Genomic DNA, 22,322 nt, shown 5'->3' with positions numbered 1-22,322 from the left:
TATCACACCTCCGCTGTTACCCAGTTGCTAATGTCTGTTGGCGTGGATTCTATGCTGCCGAACAGTGTCTGGGTAATTTCCTTGAGCACCTGTACGGATGTTGGATGCATCATCATGAACATATCGTTTCCTGCGAGGGAAAGGGTAAGACCTGTAACTATTTCCCAGATTGGACCTCTGTATTCCCTTGGACCCCAGTCTGAATCGCCTGCAAGAGGTGATTCTTTCATCCAGGATTCCCTGGCTCCCCAGGCGTTTGTGGTACCTGAAGACATTGGGAAGTTGAGTTCCTCATCTCCCATCAGTGCGGACATCCTTATTCTTTCCATGTTGCTGTAAGCATAGTCAAGACCGTAACCAAGCGCTGCTGTAGTTGGATCCATAACAATGCTGTCCCTTGGAACGTTGCACTGCTTCATGAGCTTACGATTAAGCTCTTTCTGTGCATTGATTTCAAGTTGTGTCCATGCAAGTACTGCGTGACCGTGGTCAGTTGCAGCTTTTGCCACCCTTTCATAGTCAAGATTCAGGCTGGCAGATGCGAGCAAAGCACGTTCGCCTTCTGCAACTTCTGCTGCCCTTTCAAGTACTTCTGGGTCTTTCTGTGGGTTACCGGATCCACCAATGACGATCGGTACATCAACAGCCTGAAGCACATCTTCCACAACCTTTGCAGCTTCCTTGGCAGGAGTGTCGTTGATAAGAGGATCAGTAGAAATCAGGTGTATGGTTACCATATCAGCATTGTAATCGTTGACAACCTTCTTGGCCCATTCTGCAGGATCTTCCATAACGTCTGCATAGTTGCCTTTAACTGATTTTGCCATGGAAATTGGCATGTCAAAAACATCTATGGTAACATAATTGCGGTGAGGCATTTCCGCATCGAAGTAGTAAGGCATTGCCTTTTCCCCACCGAGTGTAACTGTCTTTTTCCTGCTGCCACCATCTGCGGAAGTAGCACCGAGTGTAACTTCCTGAATTGGTGTGTTCCATTCGGCAATCTTTGCAACCTCGAATTTGCTATCAATCAAATTCTGGATTGCGGGTTCTGCGACAGTTGCAGGAGAAGGAGGTACAAGTCCCATTCCTTCTGCAAAAAGCTGATCTACAGGATATCCCAGCATTCTGGCAATGTTAGCGATATGTAATGATATCTGGGCAGCTTCATGTCCGAGGGCATATGCCATAGCAGGGTTTAAGCCACCTCCGCCGCTGATATTTAATTCTATATCTCCCTCAATTGTAACCCCTTCAAGGGATTCAACATCGAGGTCTTTGAAAAGCTTGTTAAAATCTGCAAGCTTGAGCTTGTTCGACATAATGATTCACCATTTTAGGTTTATGGTTGTTTACAACCCCAGTCTCTCTGCGATTTTATTTACTTCAGTGACCGCGGCAGATTCGTCAGGAAGATCAAAAAGGGGTATTCCTCTAAGATCCCTTTCGACGATCATCTCATCTGCCGGCACGAGTCCTATAAGTGTAAGTCCCAAATCCTCTGCGGTCTGCTTGATGGTTTCCCTTGTTTCATCAGTGACTTTGTTTGCAATCACATAGATATTTCCGACATGGGTTTCGAGCTCTTCTACAAGTTCCCGAATACGTTCAGCGGTACGCAAACCGCGGCGTGATCCGTCGGTAACAACAATCAAATCATCCACATTCCTGATGATTTTCCGGCTGAAATGCTCCAGTCCGGCTTCGGTATCCATTATTACTGTGTCGTAATTCTCAACCATCTTGTCCATAATTCCACGGAGCAGATTGTTGATATAACAGTAACATCCTGAACCTTCCGGCCTTCCCATTACCATAAGGTCATATTGAGGCATTTCAGTCAGGATTTCGTATATCTTTGACTCGAAAATGGATTCCTTGTTGACATCAGGTGGAAGATTGTCTCGCTCTTCCATCATGAATTCCTTCATATCACCGATTGTCCTTTCCACGTCACATCCCAAGGTCTCAGGGAGGTTAGTGTCAGGATCGGCATCTATAGCCAGAATCTCCTGGTTTGATGCGGCTAAATGGCGAATGAGAAGAGTCGTAACAGCTGTCTTCCCGGTTCCGCCTTTGCCGGTGATTGCAATTGTCCTTGTCACAGGGAACACCGGTTTTAGTCGTTCTTCTTAATGATTATCTTGTCAACCGATACCTTTGCATTCTTCAGAATGATTTTCACTCCACCCATACCGCCACTCATCTGTGGCATTGCGGGGAAGGTCATTGGCATGGTTGCCTGCATCTGTGGCATTGCTGCAGCAGCAGGGGTCGCTTCAGCGACTTCTTCGGATGTCTCTTCCTCTTCTTCAGCTTCCCATTTCTCCACGATTGGGTGGTTTTTCTCTTTCAGGAAGTTCTTAAGGGTTTCAAGATCGCTGACATCTTCTTCTGTTGCAACTTTGTCTGCAATATCCGCTGGTATGTCGCTGAGAACCCTGTCTTTCAGATGCTTTGGCATCCAGACAACACGGTTCCAGCCGCCATCGGACTGTATGAATTTTGGAGAACGGAAGTAATTGATACCGACACCAAGGAAACCTGCAACCTGCTTTCCACCACCGGTCTGTCCGGCCATTGTGGAGAATGGTAATCCGTTAGGCGCCACTCCTGCGAAGTCCCTGTCTACCCATCCGATACCATCGACTTCTGGGATATAGAAACCGACTACCTCAAAACATCCGCAGGATGTGTGTGGGTATTCAAAGAATGAGTGGAGTTTGATCCTGTCGTATTCGCCACTTGAGAGGGATTTTGCAAGGTCGTTAACACCGGTGTATTCTCCGGATTCCTCGTCAATAACGTCGCCTTTTGGAATTGCGAACTGGGGACCCTCCGGGTCGACTTTTGCAGCTGCACGACCGTCAAACCAGTTGATTGCGCCACACAGGGAAACCCTGTCAGGAGTAATTACACAGACATTTGAAGGTGCGAAGGACTGGCAGAGAGTACAGCCGTAGAATGTGTCCACGTCCTCATCATGAAGGTTACGTGTCCTGTCATCCCTGGACTTGTACACTTCTTTTGCTTCATCGAGTCTTTTCTCGATTTCTTCTTTGTCTGTGATATAAATGGCTTCTACTTTCTCTATGAAAGGAAGCTCATTTTTGAAGAGCATCATTATTGCTTTGGCAACGGATTCAAAGGAAGTCATTCCTTTCCCGACTGCCTCTTTGCTTACACGTACCCACACGTCATAACGCTGGTTTAAGTGCATCAGTCCCTGGACATAGTTCTGGAAGTCGTGATTCCTTCTTTCCACAATGGATTCGAGGTCTTCTTCCACTAATTCTCCGGCGATCTTGTAGATCATGGCGAAGGGGTATCTTCCACCTTCATCCATTTCGGAAAGATCAGGACCAATAAGTGTGAATTTGCCATCTTCAACATCATCTAAATCAGAAGCTCTTACAAGTTCAAAACCAACGGATTTTGGACCTGCAAGTTCAACATGCATGTCATTTTTCCGTATTCTTTCTCCCTCGAACATCGGGGAAATTTCAAAAGGAAAATCTTCAGCCATTCTTAAATCCTCTCTATAAAATGATCAAAGGTCTGCTATAAGTTCGTCTAATGCTTCTAGGTGTACTTCAGGTTTAATGTTTCCGAAAGACAGTGTTGCATTCTGGATGAAATGTCTCTCAATTGCAATTGTCTTGAGGTTTGAGAAGTTCTTCAACCCGGAAAGTGCCTGGTTGACGTAGTACTTCTTGTGTCCAAGGAACAATATGAGATCGTAAGGTCCTTTACCGTCAAGTCCCTGCCAGTTAGGATCACAGAGGTAGGTGGCAAGGAAATGGATGTTGATGTACTTTGCATCAACACCTTCAGCATCCTTTAAACCCTTCATGGTATGTCCTGTGGCTGCCACAGGAATACCTTTCTGTGCAATTGCGATAGCTTTGTCGAGTTTCTCGTCCTTCAGGATTTCCGCTCCAACAACCAGCAAGGGCCTTTTTGCCTTTGCAACCATTTTTGCGACTACAGAAGGTTGGGCAGGTCTTGCGTTCTTTGGACCGTATGTGGTGTATACTTTTAAGTTCTTGGTAACGTCTGCCATTAGCATGCCTCCTTACAGAGTCTCTTGACATTTGTTGGCTGGGCTGAAACATCTGACTTGGTGGTTGGCCCGGAAAGAATCTTCTTCTTGTTCCAGTCAATTTCCCATCCGTGTTCCTGCTCGAGTGTCTTGAGCAGTTCTTCACGCCTTGCAAGCGGAAGATCTGTTTCAGTCCTGACGAATTTGTACCAGTCTTCAGGTATGACTCCAAGATATTTCTCGCTGAGCTCGATATAGTGAGTCAGTTTGATCATCCTTCCCATGTTGTTGTCACTTGGGCGGATGCAGCTCTTGGCAAGCATCGGCATAAGTTCCTCAACGGTCTCAGCGGACGTCAGGAGGTATTCGGGTGCTGCGGGAGTTTTGATAATAGTTCCATCCCTTGCATCATATACTGACCATTTGTCCTCTTCATAGGGTTTGCCTATGAGTGCCCTGCGGTATTTTGAACCGTGGGGTCCTACAATTACAGGAATTCCAAGACGGTTGCATCCGGTTCCAATTGAAGCAGCTTTTTGGGAATATGCTCCCCATGCTACCCCGACAGCACCGACACGGTTGATAATGTAATCTGCAATCTCCTCATAGTTTCCGGTAATATTACGCTGGGCAAAAATAGCTGCTACTTTGATTGCAGCACCGGTGATGTGGGAGTTGGATACACATGAACCGACGTTGATGAGATTTCCTTTGAGGAATCTTGCAGGATATCTTTCATAAAGTGTTTCACCATCTTCATTCTTGTACATTCCCATATCCATGGCTGTACATCCTGAAACAAGGACAATGTAATTCCTCTTTAGCATCTCATCGCCTATGCGATAAAGATCCTTGGTTCCTTCAGGGTGGTTGGAACATCCGACAAGTGCAACGATACCAGGAGTGGTTCCCATGACAAGATTGACACCTTCTTCACGGATTTCAGGATCGCTGATCTGTCCTCTTCCAACACGGACTTTGCCCTTCTCCTCACGGATAACTTTCTGGGATGCTTTCTCAATTACATTGAGCACCGGAATGTCTTTTGGACAGGCCTGATCACATCTGCCACAACCAATACATTTGTCATGCAGCTCTTCGAATGGAACAAGGTTGCCTTCTGCACCAGCTGTCATTGCATCGCTGATAGGAAGGTTTGCCGGGCAGTCAAGTTCACAGGCAAGGCAGTGGACACATTTGTTAGTAAGTTCCTTGAATTCTTCATCGGTTGGGAGTGCTGCAACACCTTTTTCCTTGCGTATTACGGACATTTCCTGTGCAAGTCTTGGTGCGATTTCCCCGAGTTTATTGAAGTCAAGAATCAGTGCGCCGTCCTGTTTTCTTTCCTTAAGATCATTAATGATATCTTCAACGTCGTCATCTGAGCGGTTTGGAAGGCCGTACATGATTTTGTCATTGGTTGTGATGACAGGCATCATAAGTTCTCTTGCTTCCCTGAGAATATCGGCGCGTACACACTGCTCATCAACAACGACAACATCAGGAACACCGGATCTGATCATCTTGAGTTCCTTTGCAAGGGTTCCTACGACCTTTGCTTTTGGAACATCTCCGCCTTCGGTCTTGTATCTTGTCATGTCAAGGGCAGTACAACAGAGACCACAAAGTTCTATTTTGTCACTAAGATTGTGGTCGTCCATATAATCGATAATGTTGGTAATACCAGCTACGTTGTGTCCGATAACCAGCAGGACAGGCTTTTCGGAATCGATAGTTCCCATTCCGATTTCAGCCATGTCAGTGCCTTCCTCGGCTTTTGGCATATCGAGGCAGGATATCTGGGCTATATCTGAGACTTCCATTCCGACGTGGTCAAGCATTCCGCCATGCAGTGCCTTGGATTCAAAGTCAATGGATTCTCCTTCCTGTCCCATGTGGACAGCTGCGAGAAGCTGGACAAGCTGTTCTTCCACGTAATCCAGTGCATCATCAAGGTCGCCAAGGGTTTCCGGTTTCTTACCGGTAACAAGCTGAACGTTTGGTGCAATAATGTTTGATGGTCCTACTTTCAGTGGATAATCTTTTCCGTAAAGATCAATCAGGTGGTGCAGCAGGTGTCTTCCGTGACCGGAGTGAGCGGCTGCTCCTGTGATGACACGAAGCAGGAATTCCCTTGCGTTGTGTCCTTCCATGTTGATACCACAGGCACCTTCCTTGTTTCCTGTAAGGTCACATGTACCAAAAGTACAGTAACAACACTGATCACACATAGGAGTGTAAACAGGGTTGTATTTGTCGAGAAGTTTGTGATCCCAGTCTCTTAGATCAGAAACCTTTGGTTTTACGGTTGGACCCACTTCTCCCTCTTCTTCTGCGGCTTGTTCGATAGCACCCACAATGCTACCTATGGTGATCTGGACATTCTCAAGCTCATCGACTGAGAACGTGCCTGATTTCAGTTCACTCATTTTTTTATTATCCTCCTGGATGGCCTCTTGCACATTGCAATTAATACCACAACTGCAATGGGCGTTACAAATTGAATAAAACTCAACGGTATTTACAGTATAGAAGACTGTCGGACTATCTATGGGAATCAAATATATAAGCATTACGAGTATTTATCACGATTATACTTGTAGAATTATTTGCTCTGTTTTCACCGTTTACATTTCAGATCAGAAGACAATAAGTGAATTAAAGCAAAGAATTACAAAAAAGAAAAAGTTTGAACATCTGGATGTCAGATGTTCATTTCAGTTTATACAATCACTCATTCCTGCGACGTGTAAAGATAAACGCAAGTCCGAGAATTGCAGCAATTGGAAGTGCCACTGTTGGGAATTCCGGAATCTCAAAGTCACTGTTGAAACAGAATGTTACGTGGCTTATTGCATTTGTACTGGGTGGAACGAGTCCGGTGTCATTGTATGCAGCACCGTAGGAGTACACATTCGCACTCGTAGCTGCCTTTACTATTACCGTGCAAACCGGATCATCTGATTCCCAATCGAAGTATGTACCGTTACTGTTTGTAATGGTAATGGTGTTACCCGTGCCTGCATGAGTGTAAGTACCATTTGCTCCTGTGGTTTCATTCCAAGGCTCAATTTTGTATGCATATTCTCCACATGAGTCTGCCAGCTTACATTCCTCTTCAGGTCCTCCCGGTGGGGGAGTCCAGCTAGGGAAATACGTTGGTTCTACACTTGCTGCCGTTGCCAGTGGAATTGCCACTGCCAGCACAAGCATTGCTATGATAATTTTCTTCAACATTTGTACCACCTTCAATTATGTTTACTTAAGTTAGTATATATCAGTTCTATTTTATAAACATTTCTCAATATTTTAGGATGATGCTCATCATTATGAGGTATGTTTCGAAACTGAGATTCGACTTTCAAAGACTGTTTTCCAGAAAAGGTAGGCTTCGGATGGTATGGGCAAAGAAAAGAGAAAGTCGAACATCTGGATCAACAGATGTTCATTTTACTTCATGCAATCACTCTTTCTTTCGAAGGAAAATAAATGCAAGTCCGAGAATTGCAGCAACCGGCAGCGCCACAGTTGGGAATTCCGGAATTTCCGTATCAATGGTGAAACAGAATGTTACATGGCTGATATCCTTGCCTTCCGGAGCAACAAGCCCAGTGTCGCTGTATGCGCCAGTATAATTATAGAGGTATGCATCTGTGCCAGCCTTTACAATCACTCTGCAAACCTGATATTCTGAACTCCAGTCAAAGGTTTTGTTGTCACTGTTTGAAATAGTTATAGTATTGCCTGCATGGACGTATTCCCCATCCATTACGCCGGGAGTTGTTTCATTCCAATTATCGATTTTGTATGCAGCATTTCCACATCCTCCAGCCTGTTCACATTCGAATTCGGCATTACCGGACTGCCAATTTTCAAACAAATACGGTGTAACACTTGCTGCTGTTGCAAGTGGGATTGCAATCGCCAGTACTAGCATCGCTATTAAAAAATTCTTTAACATGTGTACCACTCTCCACCAGATGTAGTTACATAATTATGTGTTATTTATGGGTTATATAGCCGTACAAAACGATGTTAAGAAATCGTTATTAGGAGGCATTTCCAGAAACAAAAATTCGGAATTCAAAACATTTATTTGCAAATTCTTCTTTCAAAAACAAAGTTCAAGTCCCAGATAAAGTAATCCCAATAATCCCATAAGCGCCATGCCTACGAGCAATAGCAAACGCCCATTTGTAATCGCTATTATTCAAACCCCTGTTACAATTCATTCTTTTTCTAAGCATACTTGCTTAATTTGATTAATTGTCCATATTGTATATATAATCTATTATTTATTGAACTTTCAATCACAAATGTAATACCGATTTCCGATACAATTATAAGCATAGAGCCGGATTTTCTTATCGGAGGATAGTTTGGAAAACAGTTGCTGGATCTGTGGTAAGCAAGATTCCTTTTTAGCAGGATGTCCTTATTGCGGGCATACTTTCTGTGCAGAACACAGGTTGCCTCATCAACATGCCTGCTCAGGCGTAGATCGCTCCTCTCGTTTTGGGAACCAACCCGGTGCTGGGAGGACTTATCGCTCTCCAGGCAACGATGAGATGTTTAAGGTCTTCTTCAAGAATGCAGCAAAAGGAGCTGCCAAGGGAGCGGCAAATGACTTTGCCTATCGCACCCGTCGTTCATTTTACAGCAGCCCATCAATGGCTATCTTAATTACATGTGTAGCGGCATTTTTTATTCCCAGATTCCTTTCAGTTTTGTTTCCGGGATTTTTGGGTATTTTTTACGGCTTATTCCAGCTTTATCCGAACGATCTTTTCTCCCTTCCATGGACTATCATAACTCACATGTTTTTGCATGCGAGTTTATCCCATCTTTTCTTCAACATGATGGTTCTGTTTTTCTTTGGCAGGGAACTTGAAAGAAGGATAGGCAATCGTACTTTCCTGTATGTTTATTTCATTTCTGGCATAGTCGCAGCGATTGGTTTTTCGCTTACTTCAAGTACCACACTGCCGTTGGTTGGTGCAAGCGGAGCAATTATGGGAGTTTTTGCAACACTGACCATTCTTGCGCCGGAATTGCCGGTTTATGTTTTCTTCTTCCCGATGAGAATCAAACATGCTCTTATCCTGTTTGCGATACTGGACTTTGCACTGATGGGTACAAATGACATGGTTGCCCATACTGCTCACCTGAGTGGAATTGCGGTTGGTCTTTACATGGGCCTTCGGATTAAAGCCATGGGCAGAAAACGCAGGACTTACGGGAGTTGACTTCATGGAAGGCAGGCTTCAGCGGCTTTCCTCTTACAGGCCAAGACCGCATGAAGGTGAGGAAATTCCTATCAGCTTTATAGATCTCGAGAGAAAAATCGCTGCATGGTCTCCTGAACTCAAACATACTGTCTATTTAGATAGTTTTGAAAATACTGATAACTTCAAACGAGTCCGTGAAGTTTTCCTGCTCAAGGTTTTTAACTGGTATAGAAATGGTGAATCCATAGTAGAGCTTACAAATAGTGAAAGGATGCATTTTGAGGATACTTTGAATGAATTTTTGCTCTATGGTGGAGAGATACACTATTCTAGAAAGAAAGAAGGCAGAAAGCACGTAAATTTTTTCCGTGTTGAATATTCAGATTGTACAGACGGAAATATTCGGGGCTGGATGCTTGCGGAAAAATTATAATTTTTAGGTTAGATGGATTAGGAGCAGGATACAAAAAAGTGAGGTGGCTAATCCTTCTTCTTTGAAAATTGTACTGAATGTAACTTCCTGCTCCAAGTTTTCCATATATTGTTAATGACTTATATTGTTAACGTTGTTAACATCTGTCTGGTTTGGCATTTTAAGAACAGTTTCAATCATGATTAATATCTCACAATAGAGTAATATAAGATAACATCCAAACCCTAGCCGTATCATCTCATGATATTAATTGTTATTATGCGGGTACAGTTATAATTGTTATTTGAATTTATTTCATTTATCGTGAGGCAGTATGGCGAATGTTAAAACCGGGATAAATTCCATTGTGAATTACCTGAGTACAAAGAAGGAAGGACGCCGAAGTATTGGACTTTTGGTTGATGGTCCCAATGTCCTTCGTAAGGAATTCGATGTGAATCTTGAGGAAATCCGTGATGTCCTCAAAGAGTATGGAAACGTCAAAATAGGTCGTGTTTTTCTAAACCAGTACGCTTCAAATAAACTGGTTGAAGCTGTAGAAAACAATGGTTTTGAACCAATAATATGTTCCAGCGATGTGGATGTCAGGCTTGCCGTAGAAGGCATGGAACTTGTCCACAACCCCAACATCGATACCATTGCCCTTGTAACAAGGGATGCTGATTTTAAACCTCTTTTAAGCAAAGCCAATGAGCATGGAAAAGAGACGATAATTTTCGGAGTTCAACCAGGTTTCTCGACGGCATTGAAAAACTCTTCTGACTATGTCGTCATGCTGAATGAAGATATGGAAGAACTTGACGAAGAAGATGTGGATGAGGAAGATCTGGATGAAGAATGAAGGGGTTATTGCTGCCCTTCATGTTCTTTTAATTCAAGAATTATTTCTTTGAGCCGGGATCTTGAGATTCCCCTTTTAACTTCTGTACAGCTTTTAATCCTGTCAATTAAAGCGCAGAGTTCATCGTGTTCCAGATTGCATCCCATATCCTTTATGATTCCTTTAAGAGCTTTCATTCCGGTATGCTTGCCTACAATCAGGTTTCTTTCCCCTCCAACCATCTCCGGGCTGAATAATTCGTATGTACGGGGCTCTTCAAGAATAGCCATCACATGTATGCCGGATTCATGGGTAAAGGCATTCTTTCCAACAATTGCCTTATTAACAGGTGTTGTCAGGCCAGAGTAATTTTCCAGTTTCCTTGAAAGCCGGTTAAGTCCAGTCGTATCATATCTTTCCAGTCCGTATTGGACTCGCAACGCAACAAGTAATTCTTCAAGGGCTGCATTTCCGGCTCTTTCCCCTATCCCGTTTACCGTCGTATGGAGCTGCTTTGCTCCTGCTTCGGCTGCTGCCAGCGTATTTGCAGTAGCCAGTCCAAGATCATCATGACAATGTATGCAAACGTCGGTTTTCACGGTTTCTTTGATTTTGCTTACCAGGTAGTAAGTTGTACTGGGATTGAGTATTCCGATTGTATCCGCGATGCTAACGTATTCAACATTGTATTTTTCCGCCTCCTTGAAGACTTTCTGGAGGAGAGCTACATCAGTACGTGTCGCATCTTCTGCTGCGAATCTTACTTTTAAGCCATGATCTTTTGCATATTCAATAGTGTGCATTGCACATGCAACTACATCGTGGCAGCTTTTGTGGTATTTATACCTGAGATGGAGATCAGACATGGCTATGAATACGCTTACAATATCCACATCACAATCAAGAGCAGCATCCACATCTGTTGTTATTGATCTTGAAAGACAGCAGATCTTGGCATTAAGTCCCATGTTGCTGATTGATTTCACAGTTTCTTTTTCAGAACTTGAAACTACCGGAAAACCTGCTTCAATAACTTCAATCCCGATATTATCCAATTCTGTAGCAAGATCCATTTTTTCTTCTTTTGTAAAAGCGACTCCCGGCGTCTGCTCTCCGTCCCGGAGGGTCACATCGCAAATTTCGATGTCAATGGGTCTGATGTCCACGTAATCAATGAGTTTGTTTCGGGAGTACAATTCATCTGAAGGCATAGTAATCGCTGTCAGAACGTAACTTCAGCTCTCATTTAAATAAGTATGCATTGGGTATTATCGAAGCTTTGACTCCACTTTTTGGTAAAAACCAGTAATGTCCGTTGAAACAAAACGTGCAGGATTTGGCGCTTCTGTGAGTGTAATTACATCATTCATTTTCATGGTAAAATTGTGCTGTCCGTCAATAACAATCGCAGCTTCTTTTTCAGGAATGGTGATTTCAACACGGATACTTCTGTCTGACGGGACTACCCAGGGCCTTGCAGAAAGCTTAAAAGGCGCCAGCGGGACAATAAGTGTGGCATTTACGCGGGGGTCAATAATTGGTCCTCCTGCACTCATTGCATAAGCGGTAGAACCGGTGGGTGTGGCAATAACCACGCCATCAGCCCGTATTTCTTCTATCATGCAATGGTCTACTGTTATTCTGAAAGCCATTATTTTAGCCGGTCTTGCAGTGGTCAGGACAACTTCGTTTGTAGCAGAGGGTAATTCTCTCCCGTTCAACATGACCCTGAGTCGTTTTCTCTCTTCATACTCAAAGCCATCCAGTATTCTTTCAATCGTAGGGATAGCATCCTCTGCAGCGGTTTCTACAAGAAAACCAAGGTTTCCCATGTGTATGCCGAGTAAAGGCAGTGGATCATCCATTTTTGAAATGTTGCGCAGGACCGTGCCGTCTCCGCCTATGGATACAATCAGATCAACGCCTGCTTCCCTCATTCTCTCAATTGGGATGATTTCGGCATCAGTAATTTTACAATATGAAGCTGAATTCGGGGTGACTGCGATACCAACTTTATCCTTAAAGTGCTCGACCACAGTCTTGACCATTTCTCTTGCATCGGCTTTATCGTATCTTGAAACGATTCCGATTTTCCTGACTTTCATTGGTATTTTCCCCCAATACATTCTAGTATTGCTTTATGCACATATCCGTTTGACGCTACCATGGAGAGCCTGTTTATAACATTACAATCAAGTGACAGTTGTCTTCCTGCACCATTGGTTACAGTGCCGCCTGCTTCCTCAAGAATGAGTTTTCCAGCGGCAACATCGACAAGCCTTAATGAGTTTCTCACATCCACTATAGCATCCATTTTCCCGGATGCAACGTAACAAAGCTCCAGGGCGACACTTCCAAGAAGCCGTACACGCCGGATTTCCCTGGCAATTCCTAATGTGTGCTCAACATTTTTCCGGTATCCGTAAAGGCTTGCACAGGCCTCTTTTAGTTCTTTTTTTCCGGATATGTGGATTCTTTCGCCATTGAAGTATGCACCTTTTCCAGCAATAGCATAATATGTATCGTTGTTTGCAAGGTTTCTTACGTATCCAAAATCTACTCTTGAAAGATCCAGATTTCCAATTGCAATGGAGATGCTATAGAATGGGATTCCCATTGAACTGTTATAAGTACCGTCAAGTGGATCCAGCGCAATGGTTATTTCCGGATTATTTCCAAAAATAACTTCCCCGATTTCCTCGCTGAGTACTCTCATGGGAATCCCGGTACTTTCAAAGACTTCCAGAATTGCCTTTTCTGCAAACTCATCTATAAGTCGCGTGGGAGTTCCGTCGGCTCCTACATATATCTCTTTATAGGCTTCTTGTGTCCCGACAAGTTTGCTGATTGCCTCAATAGTTTTTTCTGAGGCTCTCTCACAGATGTCCAGGAACTCGTTTGTGTTCTCCATAAAAAAAGAATGGGCATTAAATGCCCATGTTTTTGTTAGTAATTGCAATGGATTTGAGTGGATCGCTTTCCAGCTCAGTCATTGCACGAATTGCATCTACATTCTCAGGTATTACGTCGGATTCCTGATGGATTGCCTGGAAGAAGTATAATTCGCCCTCGTACATGGTTATGGATTCATCCCAGACACAGTTTTCCCACATGTCTCCACGTGGTCTTCCGAGGTCCTTTCCAAGTTCCATAATTTCTGCAGTTGAGGTAATGCCCTGGCCGACAAAGCGAACTCTTGATTGCTGTTCAAAGAGTTCCTTAACATCCTCTGCAGAGCATTCCTTTTCAAGTTCGATGTTTAAGGTATGCAGGTGCATAAGGGTAGTAGGCAATTTTACTGCAGTTGTTGCCACATCAAGGTGTGGAATTACGGTTTTTACATCCGGGCCATGATGGGAAGGTAGTTTGATAGGATTAGGCACAATTGCATTGATTGGGCCTTTCTTGATATCATTTGGATCAGCAGCCCTGCGCATAAGGGTAACTCTGGCCTTCTTAACTCCAAAATTCCTGTCAAGTGGGGTTAGTACCCGGCACAGCCCTGTGGTGTTACATGAGACCACCCTGACAAAATCCTTTCCAAGGGCTTCACTGTAGTTACTGATAGCATTGAATGAGCATCCTGCAAGTTCGTGGTCTTCACCGCCCTGCCAGATTGCTTTAGTGCCTGTCTTTTCATAGAGGGCTTTGTTGTTTTCTCCGACTCCTCCTGGTGTACAATCAACCACAACATCAGCGTTTGCAGCCATGTCTTCAATATTGCCTGAAACTTCTATTCCGGCTTTTTCCATGTCGCTGACCTTTTCAGCAGGAGTGTATACGTCAAAGCCTTTCTCGACTGCCATTTGTGTTTCGAAATTTGGCCTTGTCTTTGATATGCCGATTATTTCCATATCTTCCTGAAGCATTACCGCATCAGCAACACGCTTTCCAATGGTTCCGTATCCATTTATAGCAACTTTGATTTTTGCCATTTTAGTTTACCTTCCTTGAATAGTAAAATAAGGGAGTTCCACTTAGTTAATATGAACAGAGTACCCCACTAAAGTATAATACAGAGCAGTATTTAGTCATTTGCAACAATTATGAGTTCTCCTTTTGAGAAATCAATTTCACTTATTTTGCCTTCAATGACTTCCTTTTCACCAAAGATACCTGTCATTTCTATAAGAGAGTCGTTTACGATTACTTTTGTAACAGACTCCATTACGGTGCGACTTTCATCGTCTCCGGTTTTAAAGATGGCTTTAAGTTCACACATCCATATCACTCCATGAAAAGTTTAGCAACAGAGCAATCTTTCTCCAATTCCATGTCTTCAGCTACAGCATCGCATTTTGTTCTTAGGAGATATGCTATCGGGCGAAGTGTTCTCTCTGAGAGGGTTTCATAATTTGCCATTCCCTTACTAATAATAAGACTGGCATTGTCAAACGCCTCAAGCAATTCATCCGGTGCTTCCTCAAAGGAGACTCCAACTGCATTGCAACCTGTAGTAATTATTCTGTCTACATGTTCTTCGATTCCAAGTGCCTTAACATCTTCCATCGTAACGTCAGTTAACATTGGTTCGCCACGGATAACAAGAGTTACTTTTCCTCCTTGCTTTCGGATAATGTCAAACACCAGTGTATCAAGGATTATTTCACCGCAATTGTCAGCTACATATACAGTATTAGATATTAGGTCAAACATCCGGTCAGTATCATCGACCTCAAGTCCTTTTTCAAAAGCTTTTGTAAACGTAGCTTCAAAATTATCTTCTCCAACTTCCAGGCCCATGATGCCAAAGTCGAAGAAATTCCCAATCACTGCTGCAAGAATCGCTTTCCTGAAAGCTTCTTTTACATTCGGCTTTCCCTCGTAAATAAGTGATTTCGCAATGGGGAAGACTCTTGAAGCGGCGCGATTACTGACTTGCTTTAATTCATAATAAGGATCAGGATCATTAAGGACTTCATACGCTTTTCTGTGGACTGCTGTTGAAACGTGGCCTGCAGCGACGCCGGGAATGTATTTTTCTTTCATTACATCCATGCAGGAGACAAGGGCTTTGCGGATAAGCTCTTCATCTTTTGTCGAGAGCATTGATTCATAATGCACTCTTGAGAGTAAACAGTATGTACAGCGTGGATCCATTTTCATGATTTTGTCTTTCCGCTTTTGTTTTCTGAAATTGATGGTTAACTGTGAACTACAGTATTTTAAAATTTCGATTCAGCTTCCCTGAGTTAAAGGATAAAGCGTTTTTTAGTCTGTTATTGCCTGACAGGATCACATAACTCGATTCGGTTTATATCTAAGGATATTATTTTAAATGTAGTGCACTTATATAGTTATACTTTTAGCCCAATGTCTTGATTATAAGTCTTACTTGTTTTAATGAATACTCTACATCAAATTTCTCTTCAATATATTCTCTTATCTGGTGCGATGTGAGCCCTTCATTCTGGACAAGATACTGCTTAAGCTCAGCCTTTTGCTCAAGGTTTAGTTTTGAGGGTCTTCCTCCTTTATATCGTGGAAGTAATCCGGGATAACCATCACGATTCCAGCGTTTTTGCCAGATGTATCCCACACGCTTTGTCACCCCAACTTTTTTGGCAGCTTCTTCGACGGAATCTCCCATGTACCTGTACCTTACGAAATATAATCGATCCAGTATTTTTATCAATGTTTCGATGTACTTGATCCTCTTTTCAAGTTCCTCAAAAGTCACTTTTTCTTGAATTGGATACATTTCTTTTTTTACCATGTCTTATGATTGTGCTTTATATGTATAAAACATTTGGTTCGCTACGGAAAACATTTAAATAAAATAACTCGATACATTCCTCTGTTTAGCAGGCCACCTATACTCTATAACCCAAGGGTCGGTTTTGCGCTTATCATCAAAAAATATTAAAATTAGGTGATGAAATGGGAAATCAGGAACTTTTAGACAAACTCAATGAAACTATCGTGAAACAGGATGTTGCTGGTTGTGCAGCAGCAGTTCAGGAAGCTCTCGATGCAGGTATCAGCGCAATTGACGCAGTAGCTGCACTTTCCGCAGGTATGAAGATCGTCGGTGACAAATTCGAAGCTGCTGAGCTTTACCTTCCACAGATCATGATGTCTGCAAAGGCAATGAAGGGTGCAATGGAAATCCTTACTCCATTACTTGAAGAAGAAGCTGGCGAAAGGGTCGGCACTGTTATCAAGTTCGTCCAGGAAGGCGACATTCACGATATCGGCCACAGGCTTGTTGCAACACTTCTCGCTGCAAACGGCTTTGAAGTAATTGACCTCGGTGTTGACATTCCAAACGAAGCAGTCGTTGAGGAAGTCGCAAAACACAAAGGTGAGAAACTCATGATTTCCGGTTCAGCTCTTATGACCACCTCCATGCTCGGTCAGAAAGATGTTGTCCGTCTTCTTGAAGAAGAAGGTCTCCGTGACTCCGTCAAGATTATGTTCGGTGGCGCACCAGTTACCGATGAATGGATCGAGGAAATCGGCGCAGACGCAACTGCAGAAAACGCAGCAGAGTCCGCAACCGTTGCTCTGAAATTGATGGGCCAGTAATCGGGGTGCTTTAAATGACATTCACAAAATCAGTAACCTGTTTTGACTTCTATGACCGTGCCCAGAAAGGCGAGAAATGCACCCAGGATGACTGGGACTTGATGACCATTCCAATGAAGGCAATGGAACTCAAGCAGAAATACAACCTTGACTTCGGCAACGAGTTCATTCCAACCGACAAGGACCAGATGGAGAGACTCTTCAAAGCAGGTTTCGAGATGCTTCTCGACTGTGGTATCTACTGTACCGACACCAAGAGGATCGTCAAATACACAGAAGACGAAATCTGGGATGCAATCAACAACCCACACAGGGAATTCCAGCTCGGTACCGGCAGGGACGCTGTCCAGATGAGGAAGAGGACTGTTGGTGACAAGAGGAAGCCAATCGTACAGGGTGGTCCAACCGGTTCCCCAATTTCCGAAGATGTATTTATTCCACTTCACATGAGCTACGCTCTCGAGAAAGAAGTCGACACCATTGTAAACGGTGTAATGACCTCCGTTCGTGGCCAGCCACCAATTCCAGGCAGTCCATACGAAGTTCTCGCAGCCAAGACCGAAACCAGGCTCATCAAGACTGCAGCATCCATGGCAGGTCGCCCAGGTATGGCAGTTTAGGGCCCAGAGACTTCCCTGTCCGCTCAGGGTAACATCGCTTCCGACTGTGTCGGTGGCCAGGTTCCAAGCGACAGCCACGAAGTCTCCCAGCTCAACGAGCTTAAGATCGACCTCGATGCAATCGCAGTTATGGCCCACTACAAGGGTAACAGCGACATAATCATGGACGAACAGATGCCAATCTTCGGTGGATACGCTGGTGGCGTTGAAGAAACCACAATCGTCAACATCGCAACCCACATCAACTCCATGGTCATGAGCAGTGCCAGCTGGCACCTTGACGGTCCTGTCCACATCAGATGGGGATCCACCAACACAAGGGAAACATTGACCATCGCTGGATGGGCATGTGCAACAATCAGTGAATTCACAGACTTGATGTCTGGTAACCAGTACTACCCATGCGCAGGTCCATGTACCGAAATGTGCTTGCTTGAAGCATCCGCACAGTCCATCACTGACACAGCATCCGGCCGTGAAATTATGTCCGGTGTAGCATCCGCAAAGGGTGTCATCACTGACAAGACCACCGGTATGGAAGCACGTATGATGGGTGAAGTCGCACGCGCAACCGCTGGTGTCGAAATCGAGACCATCAACGGTATCCTCGACAAACTCGTAGCAAGCTATGAGGGTGACTACGCAAATGCACCAGCAGGCAAGACATTCCAGGAATGTTACGATGTCAAGACCGTTACACCAACCGACGAGTACGTCAAGGTGTACGAGGGTGCACAGAAGAAACTCGAAGACCTCGGTCTTTCATTCTAAGTTTGATATTTCGGCTGGCAACATGCCGGCCACCCACTTTCTTTTTTTTGCTTTACGCATAAACTATTAATATTGCGCCTCTCCTCCTATTCTATGATATGGCGGCTTCACTAAGCGATACTGTCTGGCTTTCTGAAAAAAGACTAAATTTGCTTCTACTCTTAATGGAAGGCCCAAGGGATATTGACCAGATTAAGACATCTCTTAATGTTACTTCCAGGGGTATGATGCCCCAGATAAAGAAACTTAAAGAGAAGTATCTTATTGTGGAAGATGGGGGTTCTTATAAGCTTTCCAATATTGGGGATCTTGTCATAAAGAAAGTACTTCCGCTTTTGAACACCCTAAGCATGGTATCCCAGAACCGTGAATACTGGGAACAACGTGATCTGGACATTCTTCCTCCTCATCTATTTACCCGTATTCAGGAGCTTGGAAATTACCTCTTAATTGAACCGGATCTTAACTATACGTTTGAAATACCGCGTGAATTCACGGAAAACCTGCGACGTTCCAGGAACATTAATTCAATAATCTCCTTTTTCCGACCGGAGTACCCGTCACTTTATTGTGAACTTCTCACAACTGCTGACAAAGTCACCATTATTTTAAGTGATTCTGTTTTTGAAAGGATGAAAGATACATGCCAGGATGAACTGCAGACACTTATGGATTCTCCGAAAAGCGAAGTATATCTCTACCCGGAGAACTCCAGACCACCAGCACTCGATGTTTCCGATTGGTTTATGTACATAAGTTTTTTCAACCAGCTTGGGCGTTATGATCATCGTGACATAATGAGTTTTGATGATAGTGCTCTTAAGTGGGGGATGGAACTTTTTGAACACAGCAAATCAGTTTCAAAAAGGATTGATGGGTGAAAACGAATGTCTTCCAGGATGATAGATACAATTTTCCTTTCGGAGAAACGTGAGAATTTCCTGCTTATGTTGCTTGAAGGTGAGGCAGATATGGAGAAAATCAGGGAAGATCTGGATGTTACTTCCTCTTCCATGCTTCCACAGATTAAGAAACTACGTGAGGAAGGTCTTGTAAACAAGGATGACAATGGTGTGTACTCATTGACCACGATTGGTCGATTAATAGTTAATAATATGGTGGATCTGTCCCTTCTTTTCCGTGTTTTTGACAAAAATCTTCCCTATTGGTATAATCGTGATTTGAGTTCCATACCGGCTCACTTACTGGACAGGATTGGTGAACTTGGTGACATCTCCTTTATTGAACCGGATCTTGATCACATGTATGAATTACAGGAAACTTTCGTGGAATCACTCCAAGCGAGTTCTCAAATCAAGGCAGTTGTTCCATTTTTCCATCCTATGCAAATTGATCTGTATGCAGATCTCGCTGAATCGGGTAACTCAATTGATTTGTTGCTGACAGAATCGGTTTACTCGAGGATACGTGATGAATATACAGAAAAATTTAGTATATTGAATTCCAGTGACAACGTTAGTATTGCAATTTGCCAGGATTGTATAAATCCTGTGTCCATGAATGTGGGAAACAATTTTGCTTATATTTCTTTGCTAAATAGCTCCGGAAGGTACGATCACAGGGATGTCTGCAGCTATGATAAAAACGCAATAATCTGGGCAACTGAACTGTTTGATTATTATTTTGCTGTGAAAGAAATATCGGGAATGGATTAAATCAAGAGATGTGTAGCAATGAATTGGAAAGACCTTCCTCTGCGAGTAAAATTTGTCCTTTATATTGTAGCGGGAGTTTTCCTGATTCTTTCTATCTCATCTTCAATTGTAATCTCTACTGTAACAACTAATGAAGAACAGCTTGCATATGATGAAGCCTCTGAGCTTGCCAAGCGATATGCAAATGGATTCAATGCCGATATGAAATCCAATATGGCAATTGCCAGAAGCATTGCATCCTCAATGGCTGCGGATACCTCGCCTGATCGGGATGAAGTAAACAGGATGCTTGAGCAGCAATTAAAAGATAATCCTCACCTTGTGGGTGCTTATGTCGGATTTGAGCCCAACGCTTTTGACGGTAAGGATTCCGAATACGCGAATACATACGGGCATGATTCAACCGGAAGGTTTGTTCCATACTGGTATCGCCGGGGGGACAACATTTACCTTGAACCACTTGTTTATTACGATGAACAGGAATATTATCAGGGTCCTGAAACCCTTAAGCGGGATGTTATAACTGAACCCTATTTCTATGAAGGAGTGCTCATGGTGAGTTATGACTCGCCAATAATAAAGGATGGCGCCTTCGTAGGTATCGGAGGCGTGGATGTCCTGCTTGACTATGTGGATGAAATTGTCAGCAGTGTAACTGTTTTTGAAACAGGTTATCTCTTCATGGTAAGCAATGATGGGGTTATTGTATCCCACCCTGTTAGAAAAGACTGGATAGGATACAAGAATCTTCATGAATTTGATCGCTCTGAACTGGTTGCAATTACTTCTGATATAAGCGAAGGAAAAGGGGGTTTTGTTGAAACCATCGATCCAGTATCCGGGGAAAATATCATTGTATTTTATGAACCTATAGAAACAGGAAATTACTCAGTTCTTCTGGCAGTCCCAACGGATGAAATGTTCGCAGGCGTAAACGCATTGCGTGCTAATCTCCTGACTATCTATTCCTTCTCGATAGTGTTCATGGGCCTTATGGCATACATCATTGTCACTTCATTTACGGACAGGATCAATGATATTGTGCGTGATTTTAAGAATATTTCGAGTTCAGCCATAAAGGGTGATCTTGATAGAAGGGCGAACACTGATGTTGAAACAGATTTTAAACAAATTCCAGTTGGGTTGAATGAGATCCTTGATGCGCTTACGCAGTATTCCCGGGAAGTCAAGAATTCGTATGAAATAATAAGAAAGATGGAATCAGCCGTTACCAACAGTCCGGTTGTCGCATTCTGGTGGAAGGCAGAACCCGGTTATCCAGTGGAATATGTTTCGAGTAATATTGAAAGATACGGCTACTCTGTAGATGATTTCCTCTCTGGAAAACTGATTTACGGTGATATCGTTCATCCCGACGATTTAAACCTGATTTATGACGAGTTGAACCAACGCACAGAGGAAGGCTGGACTGAATCCCATCAGGAATATCGCCTCATAACAAAAACCGGTGAAGTTCGATGGGTGCATGAAGATACTCACATTGAGCGCGACAATGCTGGCAACGTGATTCGCTATCAAGGTACTGTTCGTGATGTTACAGAAAGCAAGTTAGCAGAGGATGCTCTTATTGCAATGGAAGAAATACGTACCAAGGAAGTCCATCACCGCATAAAGAATAACCTGCAGGTTGTTTCTGGTTTGCTATATCTTGAATCCCTGAATTTTAAGTATGCTGAAGTAATTGAAGCTTTCAAAGAAAGTGAAAATCGTATCCGCTCAATTGCATTAATTCATGAGAAGCTATATCGCTCTGCAGATCTCGTAAGTCTTGATTTCTCGGAATACGTTACGGATTTGATTGATTTCCTTTTCCATTCCTATGATGTTGACGAAGATCTTGTAAAAATGAATTTGAAAGTCGAAGATGTATATCTGGATATGGATCGGGCTGTTCCTCTTGGAATTATTATCAATGAGCTTACTTCTAATGCTCTTAAACACGCATTCAAGGATGGTGAAGAAGGGGTTATAGATATGAGTTTCTTCAGGAACAATAATGATTTTATTTTGTCTATTCATGACAGCGGGACTTCATTCCCGGCGGATCTTGATATCAATAATACGGAATCGCTTGGCTTACAGCTAGTGACTCGTCTGGTAGCCCAAATTGATGGATCGATTGAGCTTGATACTACTGAAGGTACTACATTTACAATAACATTTTCAGATGGAAAGGTGTAATT

At 43.3% G+C, this 22,322-nt stretch carries 21 protein-coding genes and 1 pseudogene; 8 read left to right on the top strand and 14 right to left on the bottom strand.

Going from position 1 to position 22,322, the window contains the following annotated elements:
* Nucleotides 1-2 precede the first annotated feature (2 nt).
* The 7 genes from cdhD to J2755_RS11320 all read right to left on the bottom strand — a co-directional run bounded on the left by cdhD (nt 3) and on the right by J2755_RS11320 (nt 8,003).
* Nucleotides 3-1,322, bottom strand: a complete 1,320-nt coding sequence (gene cdhD, locus J2755_RS03620) for a CO dehydrogenase/acetyl-CoA synthase subunit delta (RefSeq protein ID WP_209679785.1) — start codon at nt 1,320-1,322, stop codon at nt 3-5.
* Between the two features lie 30 nt (nt 1,323-1,352).
* Nucleotides 1,353-2,105 carry an ATP-binding protein gene (locus J2755_RS03615; RefSeq protein ID WP_209679782.1) on the bottom strand — a complete coding sequence of 251 codons (753 nt, stop codon included), beginning with the start codon at nt 2,103-2,105 and terminating at the stop codon, nt 1,353-1,355.
* A gap of 14 nt (nt 2,106-2,119) precedes the next feature.
* On the bottom strand, nt 2,120-3,526 hold the full coding sequence (gene cdhC / locus J2755_RS03610) for a CO dehydrogenase/CO-methylating acetyl-CoA synthase complex subunit beta (RefSeq protein WP_209679779.1): 1,407 nt from the start codon (nt 3,524-3,526) through the stop codon (nt 2,120-2,122).
* A gap of 24 nt (nt 3,527-3,550) precedes the next feature.
* Entirely contained in the window at nt 3,551-4,063 is a 513-nt protein-coding gene (gene cdhB / locus J2755_RS03605; protein ID WP_209679762.1) for a CO dehydrogenase/acetyl-CoA synthase complex subunit epsilon, read from the bottom strand.
* Nucleotides 4,063-6,471, bottom strand: a complete 2,409-nt coding sequence (cdhA, locus tag J2755_RS03600; RefSeq protein WP_209679759.1) for a CO dehydrogenase/acetyl-CoA synthase complex subunit alpha — start codon at nt 6,469-6,471, stop codon at nt 4,063-4,065. Before cdhA ends, cdhB begins: the two co-directional genes overlap by 1 nt.
* Nucleotides 6,472-6,772: 301 nt before the next feature.
* Nucleotides 6,773-7,279, bottom strand: coding sequence for a PEF-CTERM sorting domain-containing protein (locus J2755_RS03595; RefSeq protein WP_209679756.1), 507 nt, complete (start codon nt 7,277-7,279; stop codon nt 6,773-6,775).
* A 226-nt stretch (nt 7,280-7,505) separates the two neighbouring features.
* Entirely contained in the window at nt 7,506-8,003 is a 498-nt protein-coding gene (locus J2755_RS11320; protein ID WP_245312634.1) for a PEF-CTERM sorting domain-containing protein, read from the bottom strand.
* A gap of 418 nt (nt 8,004-8,421) precedes the next feature.
* On the opposite strand from J2755_RS11320, the gene J2755_RS03585 reads away from it, so the two are divergent.
* The 3 genes from J2755_RS03585 (at nt 8,422) to J2755_RS03575 (ending at nt 10,544) form a co-directional block, all read left to right on the top strand.
* Complete coding sequence (locus J2755_RS03585) at nt 8,422-9,288, top strand: rhomboid family intramembrane serine protease (RefSeq protein WP_209679753.1); 867 nt, start codon at nt 8,422-8,424, stop codon at nt 9,286-9,288.
* A 4-nt stretch (nt 9,289-9,292) separates the two neighbouring features.
* A complete protein-coding gene (locus J2755_RS03580) occupies nt 9,293-9,703 on the top strand; it encodes a hypothetical protein (RefSeq protein ID WP_209679750.1) in 411 nt (136 codons plus the stop codon).
* A gap of 313 nt (nt 9,704-10,016) precedes the next feature.
* Entirely contained in the window at nt 10,017-10,544 is a 528-nt protein-coding gene (locus J2755_RS03575; protein ID WP_209679747.1) for a TIGR00288 family NYN domain-containing protein, read from the top strand.
* Between the two features lie 5 nt (nt 10,545-10,549).
* Here J2755_RS03575 and J2755_RS03570 read toward each other — a convergent pair whose 3' ends face one another.
* The 7 genes from J2755_RS03570 to J2755_RS03540 form a co-directional block, all read right to left on the bottom strand.
* Nucleotides 10,550-11,734, bottom strand: coding sequence for a homocitrate synthase family protein (locus J2755_RS03570; RefSeq protein WP_209679745.1), 1,185 nt, complete (start codon nt 11,732-11,734; stop codon nt 10,550-10,552).
* A 57-nt stretch (nt 11,735-11,791) separates the two neighbouring features.
* The gene (locus J2755_RS03565) at nt 11,792-12,628 is read right to left on the bottom strand and encodes an NAD(+)/NADH kinase (protein ID WP_209679742.1); all 837 of its coding nucleotides are present in this window, start codon (nt 12,626-12,628) and stop codon (nt 11,792-11,794) included.
* Entirely contained in the window at nt 12,625-13,434 is an 810-nt protein-coding gene (locus J2755_RS03560; RefSeq protein WP_209679740.1) for a bifunctional fructose-bisphosphatase/inositol-phosphate phosphatase, read from the bottom strand. Before J2755_RS03560 ends, J2755_RS03565 begins: the two co-directional genes overlap by 4 nt.
* A 16-nt stretch (nt 13,435-13,450) precedes the next feature.
* On the bottom strand, nt 13,451-14,458 hold the full coding sequence (locus J2755_RS03555) for a type II glyceraldehyde-3-phosphate dehydrogenase (RefSeq protein WP_209679738.1): 1,008 nt from the start codon (nt 14,456-14,458) through the stop codon (nt 13,451-13,453).
* A 92-nt stretch (nt 14,459-14,550) separates the two neighbouring features.
* Nucleotides 14,551-14,745: a CooT family nickel-binding protein gene (locus J2755_RS03550; protein ID WP_209679736.1), complete on the bottom strand. Its 195-nt coding sequence runs from the start codon at nt 14,743-14,745 to the stop codon at nt 14,551-14,553.
* Nucleotides 14,746-14,750: 5 nt separating this feature from the next.
* Nucleotides 14,751-15,629, bottom strand: coding sequence for a damage-control phosphatase ARMT1 family protein (locus J2755_RS03545; RefSeq protein WP_209679734.1), 879 nt, complete (start codon nt 15,627-15,629; stop codon nt 14,751-14,753).
* Between the two features lie 199 nt (nt 15,630-15,828).
* Complete coding sequence (locus J2755_RS03540; protein WP_209679733.1) at nt 15,829-16,239, bottom strand: helix-turn-helix domain-containing protein; 411 nt, start codon at nt 16,237-16,239, stop codon at nt 15,829-15,831.
* Nucleotides 16,240-16,403: 164 nt separating this feature from the next.
* Between J2755_RS03540 and J2755_RS03535 the strand changes: the two genes are divergently transcribed.
* The 5 genes and pseudogenes from J2755_RS03535 to J2755_RS03515 all read left to right on the top strand — a co-directional run bounded on the left by J2755_RS03535 (nt 16,404) and on the right by J2755_RS03515 (nt 22,320).
* Nucleotides 16,404-17,051 (top strand): corrinoid protein, encoded by a 648-nt coding sequence (locus J2755_RS03535; protein ID WP_209679732.1) that lies wholly within the window; start codon nt 16,404-16,406, stop codon nt 17,049-17,051.
* Between the two features lie 14 nt (nt 17,052-17,065).
* Nucleotides 17,066-18,442, top strand: a pseudogene (locus J2755_RS03530) (monomethylamine:corrinoid methyltransferase).
* 98 nt (nt 18,443-18,540) lie between these two features.
* Nucleotides 18,541-19,323, top strand: coding sequence for a helix-turn-helix transcriptional regulator (locus J2755_RS03525; protein WP_209679731.1), 783 nt, complete (start codon nt 18,541-18,543; stop codon nt 19,321-19,323).
* A gap of 18 nt (nt 19,324-19,341) precedes the next feature.
* Entirely contained in the window at nt 19,342-20,118 is a 777-nt protein-coding gene (locus tag J2755_RS03520) for a helix-turn-helix transcriptional regulator (protein ID WP_209679730.1), read from the top strand.
* 18 nt (nt 20,119-20,136) lie between these two features.
* Entirely contained in the window at nt 20,137-22,320 is a 2,184-nt protein-coding gene (locus tag J2755_RS03515; protein ID WP_209679728.1) for a histidine kinase dimerization/phosphoacceptor domain -containing protein, read from the top strand.
* Nucleotides 22,321-22,322 lie beyond the last annotated feature (2 nt).

This window comes from Methanohalophilus levihalophilus, from assembly GCF_017874375.1.
Taxonomy (GTDB): Archaea; Halobacteriota; Methanosarcinia; order Methanosarcinales; family Methanosarcinaceae; genus Methanohalophilus; species Methanohalophilus levihalophilus.
The sequence above is the reverse complement of the archived record's forward strand: the minus strand, read 5'-3'. Positions and strand labels throughout refer to the sequence as shown.

What these genes read in the sequence shown, in the direction of transcription:
- J2755_RS03520 (WP_209679730.1), top strand. Translation starts at nt 19,342, where the DNA reads ATGATAGATACAATTTTCCTTTCGGAGAAACGTGAGAATTTCCTGCTT.
- J2755_RS03560 (WP_209679740.1), bottom strand. Translation starts at nt 13,434, where the DNA reads ATGGAGAACACAAACGAGTTCCTGGACATCTGTGAGAGAGCCTCAGAA.
- cdhC (WP_209679779.1), bottom strand. Translation starts at nt 3,526, where the DNA reads ATGGCTGAAGATTTTCCTTTTGAAATTTCCCCGATGTTCGAGGGAGAA.
- J2755_RS03580 (WP_209679750.1), top strand. Translation starts at nt 9,293, where the DNA reads ATGGAAGGCAGGCTTCAGCGGCTTTCCTCTTACAGGCCAAGACCGCAT.
- J2755_RS11320 (WP_245312634.1), bottom strand. Translation starts at nt 8,003, where the DNA reads ATGTTAAAGAATTTTTTAATAGCGATGCTAGTACTGGCGATTGCAATC.
- J2755_RS03550 (WP_209679736.1), bottom strand. Translation starts at nt 14,745, where the DNA reads ATGTGTGAACTTAAAGCCATCTTTAAAACCGGAGACGATGAAAGTCGC.
- J2755_RS03535 (WP_209679732.1), top strand. Translation starts at nt 16,404, where the DNA reads ATGGGAAATCAGGAACTTTTAGACAAACTCAATGAAACTATCGTGAAA.
- J2755_RS03595 (WP_209679756.1), bottom strand. Translation starts at nt 7,279, where the DNA reads ATGTTGAAGAAAATTATCATAGCAATGCTTGTGCTGGCAGTGGCAATT.
- cdhD (WP_209679785.1), bottom strand. Translation starts at nt 1,322, where the DNA reads ATGTCGAACAAGCTCAAGCTTGCAGATTTTAACAAGCTTTTCAAAGAC.
- J2755_RS03515 (WP_209679728.1), top strand. Translation starts at nt 20,137, where the DNA reads ATGAATTGGAAAGACCTTCCTCTGCGAGTAAAATTTGTCCTTTATATT.
- J2755_RS03545 (WP_209679734.1), bottom strand. Translation starts at nt 15,629, where the DNA reads ATGAAAATGGATCCACGCTGTACATACTGTTTACTCTCAAGAGTGCAT.
- J2755_RS03555 (WP_209679738.1), bottom strand. Translation starts at nt 14,458, where the DNA reads ATGGCAAAAATCAAAGTTGCTATAAATGGATACGGAACCATTGGAAAG.
- cdhB (WP_209679762.1), bottom strand. Translation starts at nt 4,063, where the DNA reads ATGGCAGACGTTACCAAGAACTTAAAAGTATACACCACATACGGTCCA.
- J2755_RS03540 (WP_209679733.1), bottom strand. Translation starts at nt 16,239, where the DNA reads ATGGTAAAAAAAGAAATGTATCCAATTCAAGAAAAAGTGACTTTTGAG.
- J2755_RS03575 (WP_209679747.1), top strand. Translation starts at nt 10,017, where the DNA reads ATGGCGAATGTTAAAACCGGGATAAATTCCATTGTGAATTACCTGAGT.
- J2755_RS03565 (WP_209679742.1), bottom strand. Translation starts at nt 12,628, where the DNA reads ATGAAAGTCAGGAAAATCGGAATCGTTTCAAGATACGATAAAGCCGAT.
- J2755_RS03570 (WP_209679745.1), bottom strand. Translation starts at nt 11,734, where the DNA reads ATGCCTTCAGATGAATTGTACTCCCGAAACAAACTCATTGATTACGTG.
- J2755_RS03525 (WP_209679731.1), top strand. Translation starts at nt 18,541, where the DNA reads ATGGCGGCTTCACTAAGCGATACTGTCTGGCTTTCTGAAAAAAGACTA.
- cdhA (WP_209679759.1), bottom strand. Translation starts at nt 6,471, where the DNA reads ATGAGTGAACTGAAATCAGGCACGTTCTCAGTCGATGAGCTTGAGAAT.